The organism is Sphingomonas sp. 22R3R2A-7, from assembly GCF_036856055.1.
In the GTDB taxonomy this organism is placed as follows: Bacteria; Pseudomonadota; Alphaproteobacteria; order Sphingomonadales; family Sphingomonadaceae; genus Sphingomonas.
Map to the genome: position 1 here is coordinate 249,353 of NZ_JASPFR010000001.1, position 20,472 is coordinate 269,824.

The 20,472-nt window shown below is 66.5% G+C and carries 19 protein-coding genes; 11 read left to right on the forward strand and 8 right to left on the reverse strand.

Annotated features, from left to right (window positions below):
• Window positions 1-171: 171 nt before the first annotated feature.
• Together QP165_RS01145 and QP165_RS01150 are read left to right on the forward strand one after the other, a co-directional pair.
• The gene (locus QP165_RS01145) at window positions 172-1,569 is read left to right on the forward strand and encodes a DcaP family trimeric outer membrane transporter (protein ID WP_156350503.1); all 1,398 of its coding nucleotides are present in this window, start codon (window positions 172-174) and stop codon (window positions 1,567-1,569) included.
• 103 nt (window positions 1,570-1,672) lie between these two features.
• On the forward strand, window positions 1,673-3,340 hold the full coding sequence (locus QP165_RS01150; protein WP_056022747.1) for an MFS transporter: 1,668 nt from the start codon (window positions 1,673-1,675) through the stop codon (window positions 3,338-3,340).
• A 59-nt stretch (window positions 3,341-3,399) separates the two neighbouring features.
• Here QP165_RS01150 and poxB read toward each other — a convergent pair whose 3' ends face one another.
• Entirely contained in the window at window positions 3,400-5,148 is a 1,749-nt protein-coding gene (poxB, locus tag QP165_RS01155; RefSeq protein WP_333993249.1) for a ubiquinone-dependent pyruvate dehydrogenase, read from the reverse strand.
• 575 nt (window positions 5,149-5,723) lie between these two features.
• Here poxB and QP165_RS01160 point away from each other — a divergent pair.
• Window positions 5,724-8,114 carry a TonB-dependent receptor plug domain-containing protein gene (locus QP165_RS01160; protein WP_333993251.1) on the forward strand — a complete coding sequence of 797 codons (2,391 nt, stop codon included), beginning with the start codon at window positions 5,724-5,726 and terminating at the stop codon, window positions 8,112-8,114.
• A gap of 60 nt (window positions 8,115-8,174) precedes the next feature.
• On the opposite strand, the gene QP165_RS01165 is transcribed toward QP165_RS01160, so the two are convergent.
• Complete coding sequence (locus tag QP165_RS01165; protein WP_333993252.1) at window positions 8,175-9,461, reverse strand: glycoside hydrolase family 130 protein; 1,287 nt, start codon at window positions 9,459-9,461, stop codon at window positions 8,175-8,177.
• Between the two features lie 281 nt (window positions 9,462-9,742).
• Here QP165_RS01165 and QP165_RS01170 point away from each other — a divergent pair, with 281 nt between their 5' ends.
• The 4 genes from QP165_RS01170 to QP165_RS01185 all read left to right on the forward strand — a co-directional run bounded on the left by QP165_RS01170 (window position 9,743) and on the right by QP165_RS01185 (window position 12,552).
• Entirely contained in the window at window positions 9,743-9,982 is a 240-nt protein-coding gene (locus QP165_RS01170) for an iron transporter (RefSeq protein ID WP_333993254.1), read from the forward strand.
• Window positions 9,979-11,535, forward strand: coding sequence for a PepSY-associated TM helix domain-containing protein (locus QP165_RS01175; protein WP_333993256.1), 1,557 nt, complete (start codon window positions 9,979-9,981; stop codon window positions 11,533-11,535). The genes QP165_RS01170 and QP165_RS01175 overlap by 4 nt, the downstream gene beginning before the upstream one ends.
• Window positions 11,528-11,884 (forward strand): hypothetical protein, encoded by a 357-nt coding sequence (locus tag QP165_RS01180; protein ID WP_333993258.1) that lies wholly within the window; start codon window positions 11,528-11,530, stop codon window positions 11,882-11,884. Before QP165_RS01175 ends, QP165_RS01180 begins: the two co-directional genes overlap by 8 nt.
• A 104-nt stretch (window positions 11,885-11,988) precedes the next feature.
• Window positions 11,989-12,552, forward strand: a complete 564-nt coding sequence (locus QP165_RS01185) for a transcriptional regulator (protein WP_333993260.1) — start codon at window positions 11,989-11,991, stop codon at window positions 12,550-12,552.
• A gap of 6 nt (window positions 12,553-12,558) precedes the next feature.
• Here QP165_RS01185 and QP165_RS01190 read toward each other — a convergent pair whose 3' ends face one another.
• Window positions 12,559-14,433 (reverse strand): CocE/NonD family hydrolase, encoded by a 1,875-nt coding sequence (locus QP165_RS01190; RefSeq protein ID WP_333993261.1) that lies wholly within the window; start codon window positions 14,431-14,433, stop codon window positions 12,559-12,561.
• Between the two features lie 79 nt (window positions 14,434-14,512).
• Window positions 14,513-15,247, reverse strand: a complete 735-nt coding sequence (locus tag QP165_RS01195) for a hypothetical protein (protein WP_333993262.1) — start codon at window positions 15,245-15,247, stop codon at window positions 14,513-14,515.
• A gap of 108 nt (window positions 15,248-15,355) precedes the next feature.
• Between QP165_RS01195 and QP165_RS01200 the strand changes: the two genes are divergently transcribed.
• Genes QP165_RS01200 through QP165_RS01215 form a run of 4 tightly spaced genes read left to right on the forward strand, consistent with a single transcriptional unit; the run spans window position 15,356 to window position 17,376 of the window.
• Complete coding sequence (locus tag QP165_RS01200) at window positions 15,356-16,030, forward strand: response regulator transcription factor (protein WP_333993263.1); 675 nt, start codon at window positions 15,356-15,358, stop codon at window positions 16,028-16,030.
• Window positions 16,027-16,458 carry a hypothetical protein gene (locus QP165_RS01205; protein ID WP_333993264.1) on the forward strand — a complete coding sequence of 144 codons (432 nt, stop codon included), beginning with the start codon at window positions 16,027-16,029 and terminating at the stop codon, window positions 16,456-16,458. Before QP165_RS01200 ends, QP165_RS01205 begins: the two co-directional genes overlap by 4 nt.
• A 17-nt stretch (window positions 16,459-16,475) precedes the next feature.
• Window positions 16,476-17,246 (forward strand): hypothetical protein, encoded by a 771-nt coding sequence (locus QP165_RS01210; RefSeq protein WP_333997075.1) that lies wholly within the window; start codon window positions 16,476-16,478, stop codon window positions 17,244-17,246.
• Window positions 17,134-17,376 carry a sensor histidine kinase gene (locus QP165_RS01215; protein ID WP_333996896.1) on the forward strand — a complete coding sequence of 81 codons (243 nt, stop codon included), beginning with the start codon at window positions 17,134-17,136 and terminating at the stop codon, window positions 17,374-17,376. Before QP165_RS01210 ends, QP165_RS01215 begins: the two co-directional genes overlap by 113 nt.
• On the opposite strand, the gene QP165_RS01220 is transcribed toward QP165_RS01215, so the two are convergent.
• From QP165_RS01220 to QP165_RS01235, 4 genes are read right to left on the reverse strand one after another with little or no spacing between them, the layout of a single operon-like run.
• Window positions 17,357-18,202 carry a glycosyltransferase family 2 protein gene (locus QP165_RS01220; protein ID WP_333993266.1) on the reverse strand — a complete coding sequence of 282 codons (846 nt, stop codon included), beginning with the start codon at window positions 18,200-18,202 and terminating at the stop codon, window positions 17,357-17,359. The two genes, QP165_RS01215 and QP165_RS01220, sit on opposite strands and share 20 nt — an antisense overlap.
• The gene (locus tag QP165_RS01225; protein ID WP_333993267.1) at window positions 18,199-18,777 is read right to left on the reverse strand and encodes an SAM-dependent methyltransferase; all 579 of its coding nucleotides are present in this window, start codon (window positions 18,775-18,777) and stop codon (window positions 18,199-18,201) included. The genes QP165_RS01220 and QP165_RS01225 overlap by 4 nt, the downstream gene beginning before the upstream one ends.
• On the reverse strand, window positions 18,761-19,456 hold the full coding sequence (locus QP165_RS01230) for a PIG-L deacetylase family protein (protein ID WP_333993268.1): 696 nt from the start codon (window positions 19,454-19,456) through the stop codon (window positions 18,761-18,763). Before QP165_RS01230 ends, QP165_RS01225 begins: the two co-directional genes overlap by 17 nt.
• Window positions 19,450-20,439, reverse strand: a complete 990-nt coding sequence (locus QP165_RS01235; RefSeq protein WP_333993270.1) for an acyl-CoA dehydrogenase family protein — start codon at window positions 20,437-20,439, stop codon at window positions 19,450-19,452. The genes QP165_RS01230 and QP165_RS01235 overlap by 7 nt, the downstream gene beginning before the upstream one ends.
• Between the last annotated feature and the right edge of the window lie 33 nt (window positions 20,440-20,472).

The window sequence follows — 20,472 nt, forward strand, 5'->3', positions numbered from 1 at the left end:
TCGTAAACGGTTCCCCCGGTTCGATCACCCCCAACCAAAGTCAGGGATGCCCCCATGGCGGCGATCAGGCATTTCATCGAGGCCTGTATTCACGCGCCAGACCGGTGAGGCAGGTTGGAGGTACGGATGAGACGATCGGTATATACAGCGCTATTGGTTGGCACCGCACTTGTGGGTATCGCACCCAGCGCGGCGCATGCGCAGACGGCACGCGAGATCGAGCTCGAGACGCGTCTCAAGGCGCTCGAGGCTGCGGTCCAGGATCTGCGTGGCGAGCTGACCGCGGCGCGCGCATCGGCTGCGGCGCCGCCGCCGGTCACGTCGTCGACACCGCCGACCGCGCTTGCCGCGGCACCGGTGACGGCGCCGACCGCAAGACCCGGCGGTGCGACCGCGCCGACCGCGATTGCCGAGGCAAAACCGGCGTCGCCCGGTCCTGCGCCCACCGACGGGTTCAAGGTTGCGGGAACGACGGTCAAGCTCAACGGCTTCCTCAAGACATGGGCGTCGGTCAGCCGGTATAGCGGCGGCAATATTCCGCCCGAGTCGGTCGGCCGTGACTTCTATTTCCCGTCGATGATCCCGGTCGGTGGCCGCAACGAGGGCAACAGCGTCGAGGGCCATGCCAAGCAGACGCGGATCGTCATGGCGACCGAGACGCCCGTCGCAGGGCATAGCCTCAAGGGGCTGATCGAACTCGATTTCCAGGTCGTTCCAGGATCGCAGGGCAACCAGCGTGTGGTCAGCGGGTATAATCCGGGACTGCGCCGCGCGTTCTTCACGTTCGACAACTGGCTGTTCGGCCAGGAATGGACGACGTTCCAGTATATCGGCGCGCTACCCGAGACGACCGACTTTGTCGGCCCGTCCGAAGGCAGCGTGTTCGTGCGGCAGGCGCAGGTCCGCTACACGCGCAAGCTGAGCGATACGCTCACGCTCGCGGTCGCGGCGGAAAATCCGGAAACCGCCTCGACCGGTCTCGCCTCGGCGGCCATCGTCGAGAATGCCGACGACCGGCTTCCCGACGTCGCTGCACGGCTGAACTACAAGACGGGCTTCGGCGAATTCTCGCTGGCGGGCTTGGCGCGCAAGCTGACGATCGACACCGGCACGCTGAAAGACAGCGCGAACGGGTGGGGCGTGTCGTTTGCGGGCAAGGTTCCGCTCGATACCGCCGGGCGTTCGGACATCCGGTTCATGGTCACGCATGGCGATGGCATCGGGCGCTATGTCGGTCTCAATCTCGCGCCGGACGCGGTGTTCCTGCCCGTGCCGGGGGCTAGGCTGTACACGCCGAGCGTGACCGCGGGTTTTGCCGCGCTCAAGCTCGGCTGGACCGACAAGCTCCGCTCGACCTTTATCGGGAGCGTCCAGGGGATCGATTATCCGACCGGCGGCGAGCCGATCGGCGCGAGCGCCTCCGTGTGGAGCTCGTCCGCCAACCTGTTCTATTCGCCGATCAAGAACATCGATCTGGGGGTCGAATTCCGTCACGCCGAGCGCCGGCTGGTCGACGGGCAGGTCGGCAAGCTCGACCGCGGCGAGCTGGCCGCGCGCTACTCGTTCTAGACGGCGCTTATCACCGTCCCCCGGGCGGGGGAGACACCGCAATTTTCCCGAGCCGGCGACGATCGGCTGTTCCAACCACCATTCCATCTGAGAGGAAACCGCCATGGCGACTACAACAGGGGACGCTTCGCCCCTCGGGCATGTGAAGCAAAGCCAACCGCTGGTCATCATCGCCTCGTCGCTCGGGGCGGTGTTCGAATGGTATGACTTCTATCTCTACGGCCTGCTCGCGACGATCATCACCGCGCAGTTCTTCTCGGGCGTCAACGAGACGACCGGGTTCATCTTCGCGCTCGCCGCGTTTGCGGCCGGGTTCGCGGTACGCCCGTTCGGCGCGCTGGTGTTCGGGCGGATCGGCGATGTCGTCGGGCGCAAGAACACCTTCCTCGTCACGATGGCGATCATGGGCCTGTCGACGTTCCTCGTCGGCCTGCTCCCGAGCTATGCGTCGGTGGGCGTTGCCGCGCCGATCGCGCTGGTCGTGCTGCGGCTGTTGCAGGGCCTCGCGCTTGGCGGCGAATATGGCGGTGCCGCGACCTATGTCGCCGAGCATGCGCCCGACAAGAAGCGCGGCCTGTTCACCAGCTTCATCCAGACCACGGCGTCGCTGGGGCTGTTCGCGGCGCTGTTGATGGTGATCGGTGTCCGGACGCTGGTCGGCGAGGAGGCGTTCGCGTCCTGGGGCTGGCGTATTCCGTTCATCGTCTCGATCGCGCTGCTCGCGGTATCGCTCTGGATCCGCATGCAGCTCGAAGAGAGCCCGGTGTTCCAGAAGATGAAGGACGAGGGCAAGACGTCGAAGGCCCCGCTGACGGAGGCGTTCGGCCAGTGGAGCAACCTCAAGGTCGTGCTGATCGCGCTGTTCGGTGCGGTCGTCGGCCAGGGCGTCGTGTTCTATACCAGCCAGTTCTACGCGTTGTTCTTCCTCGAGAAGAACCTGCGTGTCGACGGGCCGACCACCAACATCCTGATCGCCATCGCGCTGCTGATCGCGACGCCCGCGTTCATCTTCTTCGGCTGGCTGTCGGACAAGATCGGGCGGAAATGGATCATCCTGACCGGCTGCGCGCTCGCGGCGCTGACCTATATGCCGTTGTTCCATGCGCTGTCGAAGGCCGCCAACCCGGCGCTCTACGCGGCACAGTCGGCGGCACCGGTGACCGTGGTCGCCAATCCGGACGAATGCTCGGTCCAGTTCGATCCGGTCGGCAAGAACAAGTTCGACAGCAGCTCGTGCGACATCGCCAAGTCGTATCTGGCGAAGGCGGGCATCTCGTACACCAACGTCGTCGCGCCAGCGGGGACGGTCGCGCAGATCCATATCGGTGATACGACGATCCCTGTCGTCAATCCCGCGGTCGTTACCGGTCCCGATCGTGCCGCCGCGATCAAGACGTTCGGTGGCGAGGTGAAGACCGCGCTGACATCGGTGGGCTATCCCGAAAAGGCGGACCCGGCACAGATCAACAAGCCGATGGTCGTTGCGATCCTCGTGCTGCTCGTTCTGTACGTGACGATGGTCTATGGTCCGATCGCCGCGCTGCTCGTCGAGCTGTTCCCGACGCGGATCCGCTACACGTCGATGTCGCTGCCCTACCATATCGGTAACGGCTGGTTCGGCGGGTTCCTGCCAACCGCGGCGTTCGCGATGGTCGCGGCCACCGGCGATATCTATTACGGGCTCTGGTATCCGATCGTCGCCTGTGCGGTGACCGCCGCCGTCGGCCTGGTATTCCTGCCCGAGACGTTCCGCCGCTCGCTGCACGGCTGATCGTCCCGAAACCACGGCGACGGGGTGCGGTTCTGTGAACCGCACCCCGTTTGCGTTTGTCAGAACAACCGCTTGAGCAGGCCGGCATTCGGCTTGCCCAGTTCGACGATCGAATCGCCCCGGCCGCTCATCACCGCCTTTGCCATGTAGAGCGTGAAGCCCTTCATCTGCTCGAGCGTGATCTTGGGCGGCATCGACAATTCGGTGCGCGCGGTGACCGCGTCGAGCAGGGCAGGGCCGGGATGAGACAGGACCTCGCGGACGCCCGCGTCGACCTCGCCCGGGTCGGTGACCCGGACGCCGTGGATCCCGATCGCGTGCGCCATCGCCGCAAAGTCGGGATTGTCGAGCGCGACGCCGGTTTCGATCAGTCCCGCCGCCTTCATCTCCATCTCGACGAAGCCGAGCGTCCCATTGTTGAAGACGATGATCTTCACAGGCAGCCCGAGCTGGCGGACGGTCAGCAACTCGCCCATCAGCATCGCCAGCCCGCCGTCACCCGACAGGCTGACGACCTGGCGCGCGGGGAAGGCGGCCTGCGCGCCGATCGCCTGCGGCAGCGCATTGGCCATCGATCCATGGTTGAACGACCCGATCAGCCGGCGGCGGCCGTTCATCGCAAGATAGCGCGCTGCCCAGACCGTCGGCGTCCCGACGTCGCAGGTGAACACCGCGTCGTCGCTCGCCTGCTCGCTGACGAGCCGCGCGACATGCTGCGGGTGGATCACGCCGCTGCCCGGCGTGCCGTTCGCCAGGTCGTCGAGACCCTTGCGCGCTTCGGCATAGTTGGCTCGCGATTCCTTCAGGAAGGCGTCGTCGCGGTTCCGCGTGACGAGCGGCAGGAGATGGTCAATCGTCGCGCCGACGTCGCCGACCACCCCGAGATCGATCGCGGTGCGGAGACCGAGCGATTCGGGGCGCAGGTCGACCTGCACGACCTTGGCCTGTTCGGGATAGAATTGGCGATACGGAAAGTCGGTGCCGAGCATCAACAGCGTATCGCAGCCCATCATCGCGTCATAGCCCGAGGAGAAGCCGATCAACCCGGTCATGCCGACGTCGTAGGGGTTGTCGTATTCGATGAACTCCTTGCCGCCGAGCGCATGGACGACGGGCGCCTGCAATGCCGCTGCCAGCGCGACGAGCTGGGCATGCGCGGTACGGCAGCCGCGCCCTGCGAGGATCGTCACGCGGCCCGCGTCGTTGAGCATCGCCGCGAGTTCCGCCAGCGTCGCTGCATCGGGGACGATTTTGGCGGGCTCGGGCAGCAGCGCCGTCGCCGAGCGTGCGATCTGCCCCGTGGTGGTGCGCAAGGCGACGTCGCCCGGCATCGCGACGACCGACACGCCGCGCCGTCCGACCGCCGCACGGATCGCGGTGTCCAGTGTGCGCGGCATCTGGTCCGCATCGGCGATCGTCTCGCAATACACGCTGCATTCGCGGAACAGCGCTTCGGGGCGTGTCTCCTGGAAATAGTTCGAGCCGACTTCGCCGCTCGGCACCTGCGCTGCGATGGCGAGAACCGGGACGCGCGTCCGGTGGCAGTCGTACAGCCCGTTGATCAGGTGCATGTTGCCGGGGCCGCAGGAGCCCGCACAGACTGCGAGCTTTCCAGTGAGTTGCGCTTCCGCGCCGGCCGCGAAGGCGGCGGCCTCCTCGTTGCGAACATGGATCCATTCGATCTTGCCGCGTTTCCGCAGGCTGTCGGTCAGCCCGTTGAGGCTGTCGCCGACGACGCCGTAGATACGCTCGACGCCCGCGAGGTGCAGGGTATCCGCGAACAGGTCCGCGATCGTGGTCTTCGACATCAGGAATCTCCGGGCTCGGTGAGCGGGGCGGCCGGGCGCGTTGGCCGGGCACGATGAACATCGAAAACGCGCCTGGCGCCGCTTTGGTTGACCAAGGTGCGGGGTTTTTATCGATTGGCGGCCGCGGTGGCGCGCGCAGGGCCGGATCGACGCGAACCCGCTGACTTCGAGCCGTCACCGGATTGTTGCAAAAAGGTAACGATTCTTTCGATGGCGCGAACATTCGACGCCATCCGACGATTTGCCGCGTGAATCTGTTGCATCGCACAAAACAAGATACGAGCATGTACCCCTGACATCGAATCTGGTCGATGCAGGGCGAGCGAAAGGTTTCGATCGGCAGTGCAGTAACGCGTGGGCAGACGGCGTAAATCGTCGATGGATTGGGAGAAGTATCCGAAAGGCGCTCATCATGTGGGGGTAGCCTAATGAAGATAGTTCATAGCATTTCACGCAGTGCACTTGTGATAGCCATGGTCGCCGGGGGGCATGCCGCGGCATTCGGGCAAGACGTCGCCCAGACCATCGCCTCAACCGATACGCAACCAACCGGACAGATTCCCGACGACATCATCGTGACGGGCACTCGCGCGAGCGGGATTACGGCCGCCGAAAGCGCGGCGCCGATCAAGGTTCTCGATGCGGATATCATGAGCCATGTCGGCCAACCCAATCTCAACCAGGTCCTGGCGCAACTCGTGCCGTCGTTCACGGCGCAGGCATTTGGCGGCGATACCGCCAATCTGACGCTGTCGGCGCGGTTGCGGGGTCTTAGCCCAAACCACACGCTGGTCCTCATTAACGGCAAGCGGCGGCACGGGACGGCCAATCTCGCCGTGCTGGGCGGGCCGTATCAGGGCGCGGCGACCGCCGATCTGGATCTGATCTCGCCGTCATCGATCAAGCGGATCGAAGTCCTCGAGGACGGTGCGGCCGCGCAATATGGTTCGGACGCGATTGCGGGCGTCATCAACATCATCCTGAAGGACGACGATGCGGGCGGTGACGGGTATGCGACCGCGGGCGAGAACTACCAGACGGGTGGCCGCACCTATGCGGGGACGCTGCATCTGGGGACCAAGATCGGCGAGGACGGGTTCTTCAACATCACCGCGTTCCACCGGTATCACGACTTTACGCAGGTCGGCGGGATCGATCGGCGGGTCACCGATATCAACGGCAATCTGCTGACGGGAACGACGTCGCCCTCGCTCACGCCGCTTCAGCAACGGCTCTATGCCAACATTCCGAACTTCCCGTACGTCAACCGGATCAACGGCGACGCGCAATCGCGGCTGACCAACCTGCAATACAACACCGTGTATGATTTCGGGGACGCCGAGGTCTACAGCTTCGGGACCTATTCCAAGCGTATCGCGAGCGCATACGAGAATCTTCGCGTGCCGACGCGCGTGTCGCGCACGGTGGATGGTGTGACGACCTATTTCGATCCCGAAGGCGACAACCCGGTCAACGGCTTCTCGCCGCGCGAGAAGATCCGTGAGGACGACATGGCGTTCACCGGCGGCGTCCGCGGGCTTGTCAGCGGCTTCCACTACGATCTGTCGACGACGTTCGGCCAGGACAAGAACCTGATCTACACCGTCGATTCGGCGAATGCCTCGCTCTACGCGGATACCGGATTCACCCCGACGAGCTTCTATAACGGATTCTTCAAATCGACCGAATTCACCGCCAATGCCGATTTCACGCGCGAGATCGAGGCGGGGATGGCAGCGCCGCTGAACCTGGCCTTTGGCGGCGAGTATCGCAAGAACGTGTACGAGATCGGATCGGGCGATCCGGGATCGATCTACAAGGAAGGCGGGCAGTCCTATCCGGGGTTCCGGCCTTCGGATGCCGAGGTCAACGGGCGCAACAGCCAGGCCGCGTATGTCGACGTCGCGATGATGCCGGTCGCAGGGCTCAAGCTCGATATCGCCGGACGATACGAGCATTATTCGGATTTCGGCAGCAAGTTCATCTACAAGGGGACGACACGCTACGACTTCTCGGACGCGTTTGCACTGCGCGGGACGTTCTCGACCGGGTTCCGTGCGCCGACGCTGGCGGAGTCGTTCTATTCCGCGACGAACGTCTCGCCGACGTCTGCATTCGTCCAGTTGCCGGCGAACTCCGCAGCGGCGAAGCTGCTCGGGTTCGCCAATCTGAAACCCGAAAAGTCGACCAATTACAGCATCGGCACGGTCATTCGGCCCGCTGAGCGGCTGACGATCACGCTCGACGCGTATCAGGTCAAGATCCGCGATCGCATTCTGGGGACGGGGTCGATCTATGGCAGCGGTGGTGCGAACAACTTTCCGATCGTGACCGAGGCGATCCGCGCGAATGGCAACGTGCTCGACCCCACCGTCAACCAGACGGGGATCAACATCTTCACCAACGGCGCCGACACACGCACGCGCGGCGTCGATCTTGTGGTCAGCTATGTCACCGACTTTGCCGATTACGGGAAGGTCAACTGGACGCTGTCGAGCAATTATAACGAGACCAAGGCGCTCAACCTGAATGCCGCCCCGACGACGCTGGGCAACATCCCGTTGTTCGATCTCGAGGCGCAGAGCTATCTCGAGACCGCATCGCCCAAGACCAAGGTGATCGGCTCGATATTCTATGCGCTGGACAAGTTCGGCGCCACCTTGCGCGGTACGCTGTACGGCAAGACGACCGCGTATCTCAGCCCCGACGGCGGCTCCTATTACAAGCAGACGATCGGCGCCGCGTTCATCGGCGATGTCGAGCTGAATTATGATCTGACCCGCGATCTGAAGCTCTCGGTCGGGGCGAACAACGTGTTCAACAAGCGACCGCCCAATGTCGGGCTCGTGCCGGGGTCGACCAATTCGACCGTGAACGACGGCAACGTCCTCGACGCACCGCTGACGTTCAGCCCGTACGGGATCAACGGCGGCTATTACTACGCACGCTTCAACATCACCTTCTGACGAGATCGGGCGCGGTACCATGCGGTACCGCGCCCGAACCTCCGAACGGCCTGCGCGGGGTCAGGCGGGAACCATTACCGACAGGATGTCGCCGACATCGGCGGTTGCGAATGCGGTATATTCGTCGCCGATCGCATAGGGGAGAAGGATCCGCCGCCCGTTGAGCAGCCCGCCGCAGCTGTAGGTGACGTTCGGCACATAGCCGCCCCGTTGCTCGGCGCTGGGGAAGAGCAGCGGCGACGGCGTCCGTGCGAGGACGCGGGCAGGGTCGTCCTTGTCGAGCAGGCACGCGCCGATGCAATAGCCGCGCACCATGCCGACACCGTGCGTGAAGACGAGCCAGCCCTCGTCGATCTCGATCGGCGATCCGCAATTGCCGAGCTGGACGAATTCCCATGGGTATTTGGGCGCCATGATCCGCGTCCCCGTCTCCCAGGTATAGAGATCGTCCGAGCGGTTGAGCCAGATGTTCTCGCTGTCCTGACGGCCGAGCATGACGAACTGGCCGTTGATCCGCCGGGGGAAGAGCGCCATGCCCTTATAGCCCGTCATCGCCCCCGCAAGCGGACGCATCTCGAAGGTGCGCATGTCGACGCCGCGGATCATCTCCTGCCGCGCGACCTTGCCGTCGAACGCGGTATAGGTGCCGATCAGGCTCTGGACCCCGTCATGATCGGTGAAATTGACCAGCCGGAGATCCTCGACGCCCTGGCGCTGGCTCGGAAGTACCGGGAAGATCACCGTTTCGGAGGGTTCGCGACTATCGTCGCAGACGAGACGCACCCAGCCATCGTGGTTGCGTTCGATCCGCGGCGGGACGCCGTGCGGGCTTGCGGGATGGATCGTCAGTCCGCCGTCCGACGCCCATTCGCCCGTCCGGAACGTCACGGACGAGATATGCCCCTCACCGATGCCGCGAAGCGACAGCGCAAAGCGCACAGCATCGGGCCGCGATGGTGGCTCGTCCTCGATCCGGACGATGCTCGGATTGAAGAGCGCGGCGGATTCGAACGCATATTCCTGGCTGAAATAGGCACCAAGCAGGAATTGTTCGTCCGGGTCGCAGACGAGATCGCCGAGTTCGGGTCGCATCTCCTCGAACCGGCGGCGGAAGACGCTTTCCGCGTCACGGTGGCGCTGGCGCATCGGTGTCGAGACGAGTTCGATCATGCGCGCACGCATGTCCGCGTTCAGGTCGAGCACGCGCCGGGCGACCGCCATCGCCCGGGTCGGTCGGTCGGCCTTGAACGCGTCCGGATAGCCGAAGCTGAACGGGCGAATGACGGTTCGTGACGGATCGGGTTTGAGTTCCACATCGAGCGTGGTGAAGACGTCGGCAGCGAGCATCGGGGACCCTTTTTATTCGTCGGCGGCGCGAAGGGCGCCGCGGTGCCTAGTTCTGAGCGATGCAGTGGCGCTTTATATCCCGCGCACGTCAATCTTCCGCTGGTTAGTTCTGAGACGCCTGCACAAACCCAGTAAAAACTTTGCTATTGATAACCAGTCGCAGCATCGTCTAATGCCGCTCCATGGACGCAGCAGCCCATCGGGACCCGGCGAACGGGCGCAGCGGAACGCCTGCGCGGCGGCGAATCCGGCCTGTCGTGCTGACGACCGCGGCGCGGTCGATGACGGCGCTGTTCGGCGGGTATGCGTTGGCGTCCGCGGTGGCGACACTGATCGCGCGACTGCTGCCGGTCGACAGGGCAGACGCGACCGCCTGGGGCATGAACCTGTCGTTCCTCGCTTTTGCCGGCGTCGCCTTGTGGTGTTTTCACGAGCCGCGCGTCGCGCGTTTGATGCTGCTCGTCTGGGGCGGGACTGCGGCGCTCGTCCTCGCCCTCTACTTGCTCGGAATGCGCCCGTGACGAAGCCCGTCACCGTGCGGCAAAGCATGGCGTGGATCCACGGCTGGCTGGGGCTGCTGGCGGGCTGGCTGTTGTTCGCGATGTTCCTGACGGGCACCGCGAGCTATTTCCGGCCCGAGATCACGCAGTGGATGCAACCCGAGTTCCGCGCGAAGCAGGTGGGTGCGGCGCAGGCTGCGCAGACCGCGATGGACCATATGCAGACCGTCGGTGCCGACGACATCCAGTGGTTCATCTACCTGCCCGACGCGCGTACCGCGGTGACGCGTATCTTCGAACAGCCCAGCGCGACGGCGAAGGGGCCACGACCCGCTGAAATCGTCCTCGATCCCGCGACCGGCACGCCGCTCGCGGGACGCGAGACGCGCGGTGGCGAGCATTTCTACCGGTTCCATTTCCAGCTTCAGCTGCCGCATCCATGGGGGCGCTGGCTCGCGGGGCTGTGCGCGATGTTCATGCTGGCGGCGATCCTGTCGGGGGTCATCACGCACAAGCGGATCTTCGCCGACTTCTTCACGCTGCGCTGGAACAAGGGCCAACGCAGCTGGCTCGACGCGCACAATGTCTCCGCCGTGCTCGCGCTCCCCTATCACGCGATGATCACCTATACCGGGCTGATCACGCTGGTGGCGATGTACATGCCGTGGCCGGTGATGGCGACGTACAAGGCGCCGCTCGACTTCGGCGCGGTCGCGTTCGGGATCCCGGCGGACCGGGCGGCGACAGGCGTGGCTGCGCCCCTGCTGCCGATCGGCCCCATGGTGGCCGGTGCCGAGACGGTGTTTGGCGCACCGGCGACGCGGGTAGTGGTCCGCAATCCGAACGACGGCGCATCGACGGTCACGGTGTATCGGCATCCCAGCGCATCGCTCAACGCGCGCGGGCCTTCGGTGACCTTTTCGGGCAGCACGGGGCGCGAACTCGAACGCTCGAGCGATGTGGGGCCGGCGCTGAACACGGCGGGCGTGATGCTCGGGCTGCACGTCGCGCAATATGCCGGCACCGGCCTGCGCTGGGCGTATTTCCTGCTCGGCCTAACGGGGGCGGTGATGGTCGGGACGGGGTTGCTGCTATGGACGACGAAGCGTCGCAAGCCGGGCGCGGTGCCGTTCTTCGGGCTTCGTCTGGTCGAGCGGCTCAACATCGCCGTCATCGCCGGGTTGCCGATCGGGATGGCGGGGTATCTGCTGGCGAACCGGCTGGTCCCGGCGAGCGCGGTCGGGCGCGCCGACACCGAAGTCGCGACGATGTTCTGGCTATGGGGCGCCGTCGCGATCGCGCAGCTTGCCCGTTCGCCCCAGCGCGCCTGGATCGAGGGCTTCGCGCTGGCGGCGGTGGCGTTCGCCGCGATCCCGCTGGTCAATGCAGCGACGACCGACCGCGGGCTTGCGGCGTCGCTGGCGTCGGGCGACCTGCTGTTCGCCGGGTTCGACGGCGCGATGCTCGCGACCGCGGCGCTGTTCGGGGTCGCAGCATGGATCGTCGCGAAAAAGCCGGAGGCGAAGCACCGCCGCCCGTCGCACGGGCAATCACGAGGAGTATCGCATGCTTGAAACGGTGATCATCACGGCGGTCGGCTGGATGCTGCTCGCGGCGTCTGCATTTCGGTTCCGGCGGGATCTCGCAATTACGAACCCTTCGACGGTTCGCGCGCTCCGCGTCGCGGCGGGTGCCGTGCTGGCGGTCGCGCTGATGCGCTGCGGCGCACCGGTCACCGGGGAGCGGATCGTCCGCTTCCTCGGCGGGAGTTCGCTCTCGGCGGTGGTCATGGTCATGACCTTGTCGATCGCGCCAATGACCGCGCTTCGACCGGTCGCGGGCCTGCTCGTCCTGGCGCGCTCGATGCGGCAGTCGCGGAACAGCGCACACGCGGTGCCAGTCCGGACCGTATCGTTTCGATAGGACTGGGAACGGGCAATCGTTCGACGGACGTGCCGGCGCGCATGTGGTCCGCCTGATCCCGACGGTGCTTGGCGACGATCAGCCGCGCTGATACATGACGGGGAATGTTGGCTTTTCTGGATTTCGAAGCGTCGTCTCTCGGCAAGACGAGCTATCCAATCGAGGTGGCCTGGGTTTTCGAGGACGGGACGTCCGAAACGTATCTCATAGCGCCCGCGCCCGCGTGGACAGACTGGGATCCCGCTGCGGAGGCGATCCACCATATCGATCGTGTGACGCTGGTACGCGAGGGGACGCCGGCGGAGCTAGTCGCTGATCGCATGGTCGCGGTGCTTGCCGGTCACAGCCTCCATGCCAGTGCGCCGTCCTGGGACGGCAAGTGGCTGAACGTCCTGTTCCGCGCGACGGGATATCCCAAACACACGCTTCGGCTCCGCGATACCGACGAGGCGCTCGCGGACGTCGCGCGGAGCATTCTGCGAGAGGTGGTTCCCGCAGCGGCACTGGACGCCGAGGTCGAGACGGTCATGGTCCTCGTCGATGTCCGCGCGGCCGGCGCGGCGGCACACCGGGCGCTGCCCGATGCGCGTGCCGAACGGGCGCTGTGGGCGGCGGTGCGCGACGCGGCGCTCGCTCGGCGGGACGAGATCACCCCGCGCGAGCGCTGAGCCGCCTCATTTGACGACCGGAAGGTCGATATAGGACGCGTTGCCGGCGTCGTGCACGACGACGTTGTGCGCGACGATCCCCTTGCTCTCGCTCTCGTTCGGACCGCCGGTGTTGAGGTTGCGGACGAATTTAGGGAAGTTCGACGAGGTCACCTCGACGCGGATGCGGTGGCCCTTCTCGAAGCGGTTGCTGGTGGTCATCGGCGTGGGCTTGAGCGTGTAGACCGTGCCGGACTGCATCGGCGCCGGGGAGGCATAGCCGTCGCGGTAACGGGCGCGGACGATCGTGTCGCCGAGGATATAGGCGGTGCCGTCGGGGGCGACGTCGACGAGCTTGACCGCGAAATCGGTGTCCTTCGCGTCTGACGATATCTTCAGGACGGAATCGACGAACCCCGACACCTCCATGGGTTCGGTGAGCGTGTCGCTCGTGTAGACGAGCACATCGTCGCGCGCCTCGATGACGCGCTGGTCGAACGCGCCCGCGGTGACGATACCCCCGTTGCAGCAATCGCCGCCGCCGATCGTCTGGACGGGGTTCATCGGATCATAGGTGAAGCGATCCGCGGGCTCGCCGCTTGCCGGGGCGGTCATGAGCAGCCGCCCGTCGCCGTTGAGCCCGTTCGCGCGACCGCCGCTGCGCAGATACATCCGGACCATCCGCGCGGCCTTGGGCGGCCATGCCGCGTCCGATTGCCACGCGTTCAGGCCCATCGTGTAATAGCGGACGTGCGGCGTGGTGTTCGGGAACGCCTTCACATCGCTTTTCAGGAACCGGTCGAAAAACGCGAAGATCTCGGCATCGGTATCGAAGCTGGGGTTGCCGAGCGCGCGATCGCCGGACACGAAGCCCGGTTTGAGCGCGCCGAACGCACAGTGATTGTTCGGGCCGATCACGGCATATTGGTTCGCGCTTGCCTCGCGGTCGGTGTTCGCGGCGCGGGCATGGTTGAACAATTCCATGTTCGGGCCGATCGACACATCGTACCAGCTGTTGAACCACAACGCCGGAACGCCCCAGCCCATCCCCTCGTGATAGAGTCCGCCCTGAGTCCAGCCGGGATCGGCGGGCGTGCGCGTGATGAACTGTTCGAACGTCGCGGGTGGTTCGCCGAGGTCGGAGAGCATCGTGGCGACGGGAAGATGCTTGATCTGCTGCGTCCAGTTGACCTCGGGCTTCTTTGCATCGAGGTCGTTATACTGCGCGATCCGCGACCGCGTCGCCTGATCGAGCCCGCCTGGAAGCTGGGCACGCAGCGGATTGTCGACGCCGTAGAGCCAGACATAGAACAGCGTTCGCGGCACGCCGCCGGTGTACCAGTTGCCCTGCTCCTGGAACCGGCCGACCTTGCCGATCCCCGCGCCCGACGCCATCGGCACCATCGCCGCATGCGCGGGGTGGTTCTGGCCTGCGAGCGCCAGCTGCCATTCCGCGGAGGACGAACAGCCGAGCGTGCCGACCTTTCCGTTCGACCAGGGCTGTTTGGCGACCCATGTCAGCATATCGTAGCCGTCGGTCTGCGGCTTGCCGAGAATCTCGTATTTGCCTTCCGAGAAATACCGGCCGCGTTCGTTCTGGATGATGAAGGCGTAGCCGCGACTGACGGCCTTCAGTGCCGCGCGCTGCGAGGACGGCTTGTTCCCGAGTTCGTTATACGGCGTCTTCGACAGGATGGTCGGAAGCGGACCATTGGCACCGCGCGGACGATAGATGTTGGTCGCAAGGCCGACGCCATCGCGCATCGGCACCATCACGATCGTCTCGAGCGTCGCCTGCTCGGCCAGTGCCTGCGCAGCCGCGGCGTCGCTGTATTTCGAGAAGTCCTGCGCGCTCGCGGGCACCGCGACGATCAGCAATGTTGTGACGATGACGTGTTTCAAGACCGAACCCCCAGCCGACGATATGGCAGGAGCTTAGCCGGGCCGCGGCGCGACGCAAGCGGGCTCGCGAGCCGCCGTTTTACGCCGCCCGCATGACGATCCCGTCACCTCGACCGCGGTCGGGGTGACGGGTGCCGGCAGCACGCGTGCTTATTGCGCGGCAGTGCTGGTCGAACGGACCGCGACCGGCGTTGCGGGAGCGGGTGCACGCGCACCTGCGATCGGCGCGGGGGCAGCGCGCCGGCGACAGGGGCCGGTGCACAGCCGGGCTGCGGTGCGCCGTTGCCCGGTCCGCGAGCGTCCGGACGCTGAGCGCCGGGGCCACCCGGGGAGGCGGCGGCGGGGCACCGTCCGGACCATCACGGCCCGGACCGCCGGGACCGCCCGGGCCGCCGGGACCTTCCGGGTGATGCGGTGGCCGTCCACCGGCCGGACCAACCGCATCGATGCGACCGGCGGGATCGACCAGATAGGACGCGCGGACCTGGCCATCGGCGTAGCGGCCCTGCACGGTCATCGCCGCACCCTTGCTGACCGCCTTGGCATCGCGCCCGGCATCGATCATCGTCCGACCGGTCCCATCCTGGAGGACGAAGCGGTCGCCGAAGACTTCGGCGACGCGACCCTTGACGGTGACCACGCCGTCCGTGGTGGCAAGGCGCGCGATCGCGGTCGGTGTCGTCGGCGCCATCTCGATGCTCGGACGCGTGAGCGATACGGCACCGGCACCCCCTGCAACGCCGATGGCGAGCAACGCGGCGGCGCCCAGCTTGAGCTGCGTGGCGCGGGGCATTCTGTCGGTAAAGCGGGGCATTCAACGTCTCCTTCGTGTCGATGTCCCGCTTCTAGAGGACGCCGCCCCACGCCACGCTGAACTTCCCCGTTCAGATTGGGTTTAGCGATCGTAGCTAGCGAGGTCGTCATGCGTATATTGCTCGTCGAGGACGATCCGGATCTTGGCCCTGCCATCGCCAAGGCGTTGCGCGGGGAGAATTGCGCGGTCGATCTTGCCGCGGACGGCGTCGACGCCGGCCATCTGGGCGATACGGAGACCTATGACGCGGCGGTCCTCGATCTGGGATTGCCCGGTCGGGACGGGATCGCGATTCTGCGCGACTGGCGCGCGGCGGGGCGCGACCTGCCGGTCCTGATCCTGACCGCGCGCGATGGCTGGTCGGACAAGGTCGCGGGGTTCAAGGCGGGCGCCGACGATTTCCTGACCAAGCCGTTCCGTGTCGAGGAACTCGTGATGCGGTTGCGCGCGCTGGTCCGGCGATCCGCAGGCCATGCGGCAACGCGGCTCGAATGCGGGCCGCTGGCGTTCGAAACGCAGACGGGCCAGTTCGAACTCGACGGCCTGCCGCTGAAACTGACCGCGCTCGAATGGCGCGTGCTGTCCGCGCTGATGTTGTCCAGGGACGTGGTGATCGAGCGTCTCGCGCTGGCCGAACGCGTGTATGAGGGGGATGCGGATGTCGACTCGAACAGCCTCGAGGTGATCATCGGGCGGCTTCGCAAGAAGATCGGCGCGAGTTTGATCGATACGGTGCGAGGGCGTGGTTACCGTCTCGCGACGCCGACGCCGAGTGCGGCATGAGGTTGGTCCCGCGATCGATCCATGGCCGGATGCTCGCGCTGTCCGTCCTCGCGACGCTGGTCGCACTGGCGGTCGCGGGGGCGGCGATCGCCGGCGTTCTGCAACGCTTCGTCACGCAGGGGCTCGACCAGCGGCTCGACGCGGAACTGTCGCTGCTGGCGGGCGCGGTCGGCGCGGATGGTCGTATCGATCGCGCGAAACTGACGCGGCTGCGCGGATTGCTGGATGCCGGTCCCGAGTGGCGATGGCAGATCGTCGCGCCGACGGGCGCGATCGGGTCGGACGTCCTTGCCGATCTCGACCGCAGGCCTCCGTTTCGCGGGGGCCGAATGGCGAGCGACCGCCGCTCGATGAGCCCGGTCGCCCGTATCCGCTCGACGCCGTGCAGGCGCGCGGGACCGGACTGCACGCGCGTCAGATCATACTGACGACGAGCGCGGGGCCGGTGACACTTACCGCGGCGGCACCGCGTGATGTGGTGGCGCGGCCGATCCGCGCGGCGATATTGCCGCTACTGGCGACGCTCGCGATCCTCGGCGTGCTGCTGGGGATCGCGACGGCGGTGCAGTTGCGGATCGGGTTGCGCCCGTTGCGGGCGTTGCGCGACGGGGTGGCGGCGATGCGGCGGGGTGCCGGCGGCGTGTCCGAAGACCAGCCGGAGGAGCTGCGGCCTCTCGCGCAGGAGCTCAACGCGCTGGCACGCGACACGTCCACCGCGCTGGCGACGGCTCGCGCGTCGGCAGCCAATCTCGCGCATGCCCTGAAGACGCCGGTGGCAACGCTTGCGCTCGCCGTCCGCGACGATGCCGCGGCCGCGGCGCAGGTTGCGCGGATCGATGCGACGATCCGGCATCACCTCGCGCGGGCACGCAGTGTCGCGGTCGACCGGCGCGCATCGACGGCTCTGGAGCCTGCGCTCGCCGATCTGGCGTCCACGATCACGCGGCTGCATGCAGGTCGAGCGGTCGCGATCACCCGGACAGTGCAGCCGGGCCTGATGGTCGCGGTGGATGCCGCCGATCTCGACGAGCTCGCGGGTAACCTGATCGACAATGCGATGCGGCATGCGGTGTCCGCCGTGCGTATCGATGCCACCGCGGAGGGTGCGATTGACGGGGAGGATCCGGCTGCGCGTCGTCGACGACGGCCCGGGGATCGCGGCAGAGGATCGCGCGCGCGCCACTGCGCCCGGCGTACGGCTCGACGAGCGCGATGACGGACATGGCTTCGGACTTGCGATCGCCCGCGAGTTGGCGGTCCTTCACGGTGGCGCGCTGGTGCTGGAGGAGGCACCGGGCGGGGGTCTTGCCGCGACGGTGACGTTGCCTATCGCGGGGGAGCGGTAGCGGCGATTGCCCTGTCGCTGGCGCTGGGGCGGCGAAGAATGCGGATACCGTCCTCGCTTTGGCTGATGAGGCCCATCGTCGCGAAGGCATCGAGCCACCCCTGCATCGGCCACCACCCCCAGCGCTGGTGGAATAGCGCCGCATTGCGGACGACGTCGTCGAAATGCTGGACGGGGGGCTCGAAGCTCTCGTGATGCTGATGGCAGGCGATCGCACCGCCGACGAACAGCAGCGGCGTGCCCGCGCGGTCGGCGCGGAACCCGAAATCGGTATCCTCCGCGCCATAGCCGGTAAACGCCTCGTCGAAACCGCCCAGCGCGGTGAAGCGGGTGCGGCGGATCGCGAAGGCGAGCGACCAGAACAGGCCCGGATTGGTTTCGCGACGCACGCCTGCAGCGGGGAAATCGCGGACCGGGTGTCGGGTTCCGCGATCGAGCAGTGCGGCGTCGTTCCAGGTCGTGCGTGCGTCGTCAGCACCGAGATACCGGACATCGGCGCACAGCAGCGCGTCTTCGCTGTCGAGCGTCTCGCTCAACCGCCAGATACAGCGCGACAGGGGAATGCAATCGACGTCGAGGAAGACGAGATGTGGTGCCGTTGCATCGCGCGCGGCGAGGTTGCGGGCAGCGGCGAGCGGCAATGCGGTCGTTTCGAGGCGGTGGACGATGACCGGGAAGTCGGCTTCGGGCTGCGGGACCGGCGTATCGCTCATGTCGACGATGAACAGCTCGGCCGGCTGTTTTTCGCTGCGACGTAGGCCTTCGATCAGCTGAGCCAGGTGCGGCTCGCGGTTCTTGACGAGCGTGAGGACCGAGACACCGGTCATGCAAGCCGCCACAGGTCGAGCCGGAATTCAGCGTGGCGGTCAGCGCGTTCGACAATGACCGACCCGAGCGCGGCATCGAGTTTGGTGACGGCCGCGTCCCCGGTCTGCGGATAGTCGGTCTCGCCGGTCCAGTGCACCAGCAGCAGCCGGCAACCCGGGGCGGCGACGTGACGGATCGCCTCGGCGGCGCGCGCGATATCGTCATCGCTCCAGTAATAGACGACCTCGGACAACGCGATGAGGTCGAACCGGCCCGCAGGCACGTCGGCGGGGAACGCCAGCCGCTCGACGAGGACGTTCGAAGACGCCGCGTTCCGCACACGGGCAAGGTCGACTGCGCGCTGGCTGATGTCGACGGCGGTGACGGTGTCGCAGTGCTGCGCCAGCCGCTGCGTGAAGACACCGTGCGCGCAGCCTATTTCGAGGCATGCCGCGTAGCGTCGATCGTTGATCGCCGCGATGCTCGTCTCGAACTTTGCCGCCTCATAGCGGCTCGATGCGAGTGACCAGGGATCATCGGTCGAGGCGAACACGTCGTCGAAATAGCGCGCGTCGAGGCTATGGTCGGGTCGCATCGGGTCTCACCAGATAGAGCAGGTCGGTGGCAGGCATGCGTTGTTGCGCGCGGGGCAGGCGGAAGCCCTCGCCCATCAGCCCCGTCAATTGGCTGCGATGCGCGCGCAGTGCGGCCGTGCGGCTGGCGGGCGGCATCGACCGGGTGCGCAGGACACGCGTCGCTGCGGGCCGCTCACCCCAGACGGCATATTCGAAGATCGACACCGATCGTCGGGCCGCGCGTGCGGCGTGGACCGCGAGCGTGAAACACGCCGCGTGGTCGCAGTGTGGTTCGCCTGCGGCGGTGGTGGCGATCGCATCGATCCGCTCCCGACGGAGCATCGCGGCGATCCGACGCACTGATCGCGAGAAGTCAGCTGTGTGCGGCGGATAGGGATGAGCGTCGCGCCAGTCGAGGAATGCCGGCTGGACATTCGCGTGCGCGATCAGGCGCGACAGCGCGCGCGCCGCTTCGTGTCGTCGGCGACGAACCAGCGCGGTCGTGTCGGCGCGCGTGTCGCAGGCGTGCGAGCCGGATCCGTCGGTCAGGAAGACGACCCCCGCCAGCCGATCGCGTGACGCTGTGTCGGCAATCAGCGCGCCGGTGCCAAGAGTCTCGTCATCGGCATGCGGGGCAAGGACGAGCCATCTCGCATCACGCCAGGGGCTTTGCGCGAGCGGCGTCGCCTGCGTCACCATAATCGGTCGCCATCGCCCCAGACATCGCGGTCGAGCCACCCGAGTGCCGCCTGGTCACGCGCATAGTCCGGCCCTGCCTGACGCAGGTACAAGCTCAGATCGCGAATGATCTTGTCGGCGCGTTCGCCGTCGAACGCGCTGCGCGTGCCGAGCAGGCGCGCGGCCGCTTCCATCACGTCGAGTGCTGCGCGTTCGACGATGCCCCGACACATCTGAACGAAGACGGGCGCATCGGCATCCTCCCGCGCGGCGCGGGCGGCGGCCTCGCGGACCCAGAGATACGCGGTGCGCGTGGCGGCCACGGCGTCGGCAAAGCGCGCGCGCTGGACCGGGTCGCCGCGCGCCTTGTCCGACAGCGCGCGCCGGACCTCGATCAGCAATCCCTCGATGCCACCCAGCTGTACCGCCAGGAACCGCCATGCTCCCGCAGTGAAACGGGGCTCGCGGTCATAGTCGCCGGGTGCGCCGAGAATGTGCGATGGACCGGCCGGGTAGCCCGCACAGTCGTACCGTCCGCTGCTGCTCGCGCGCATCCCGCGCACGCGCCATCCCGACAGGTCCGTCCGGTCGGGGTCGTTGGCCGGGATGACGACGATCGGTCGGTGGCCCGACGCGGGCCGCGCGGTGACGATCGCGTAGTCGATACCGCCGGCGCCGCTCGCGAAATGCTTTGATCCGGTCAGCGCGGGGCCATCGGCACCGTCGACGATCGCCACGCCCGGCACGGGCTCGGTCGCCCAGACGCCGAACCACGCACCGCGGTTGAGTTCGCTCGCAAGCCATTCGAGCTGATCGGGACCGGCGTACCAGTCGAACAGTGCAAGCGCGTTGACATGGCCTTCGAACAACCGCCCTACACTTAAATCGCCGCGACCGACTTCGCGCAGCGCGTCCAGAAGCGCGCGTGGTTGGGCATTGGCCTGTCCGCCAAGGGTGCGCGGTGCGAAACGACGGTGATGGCCATGGACGACCAGCGCCGCCATGCTGTCCCGCGGGAAGCAGGGATCGGCGTCGTA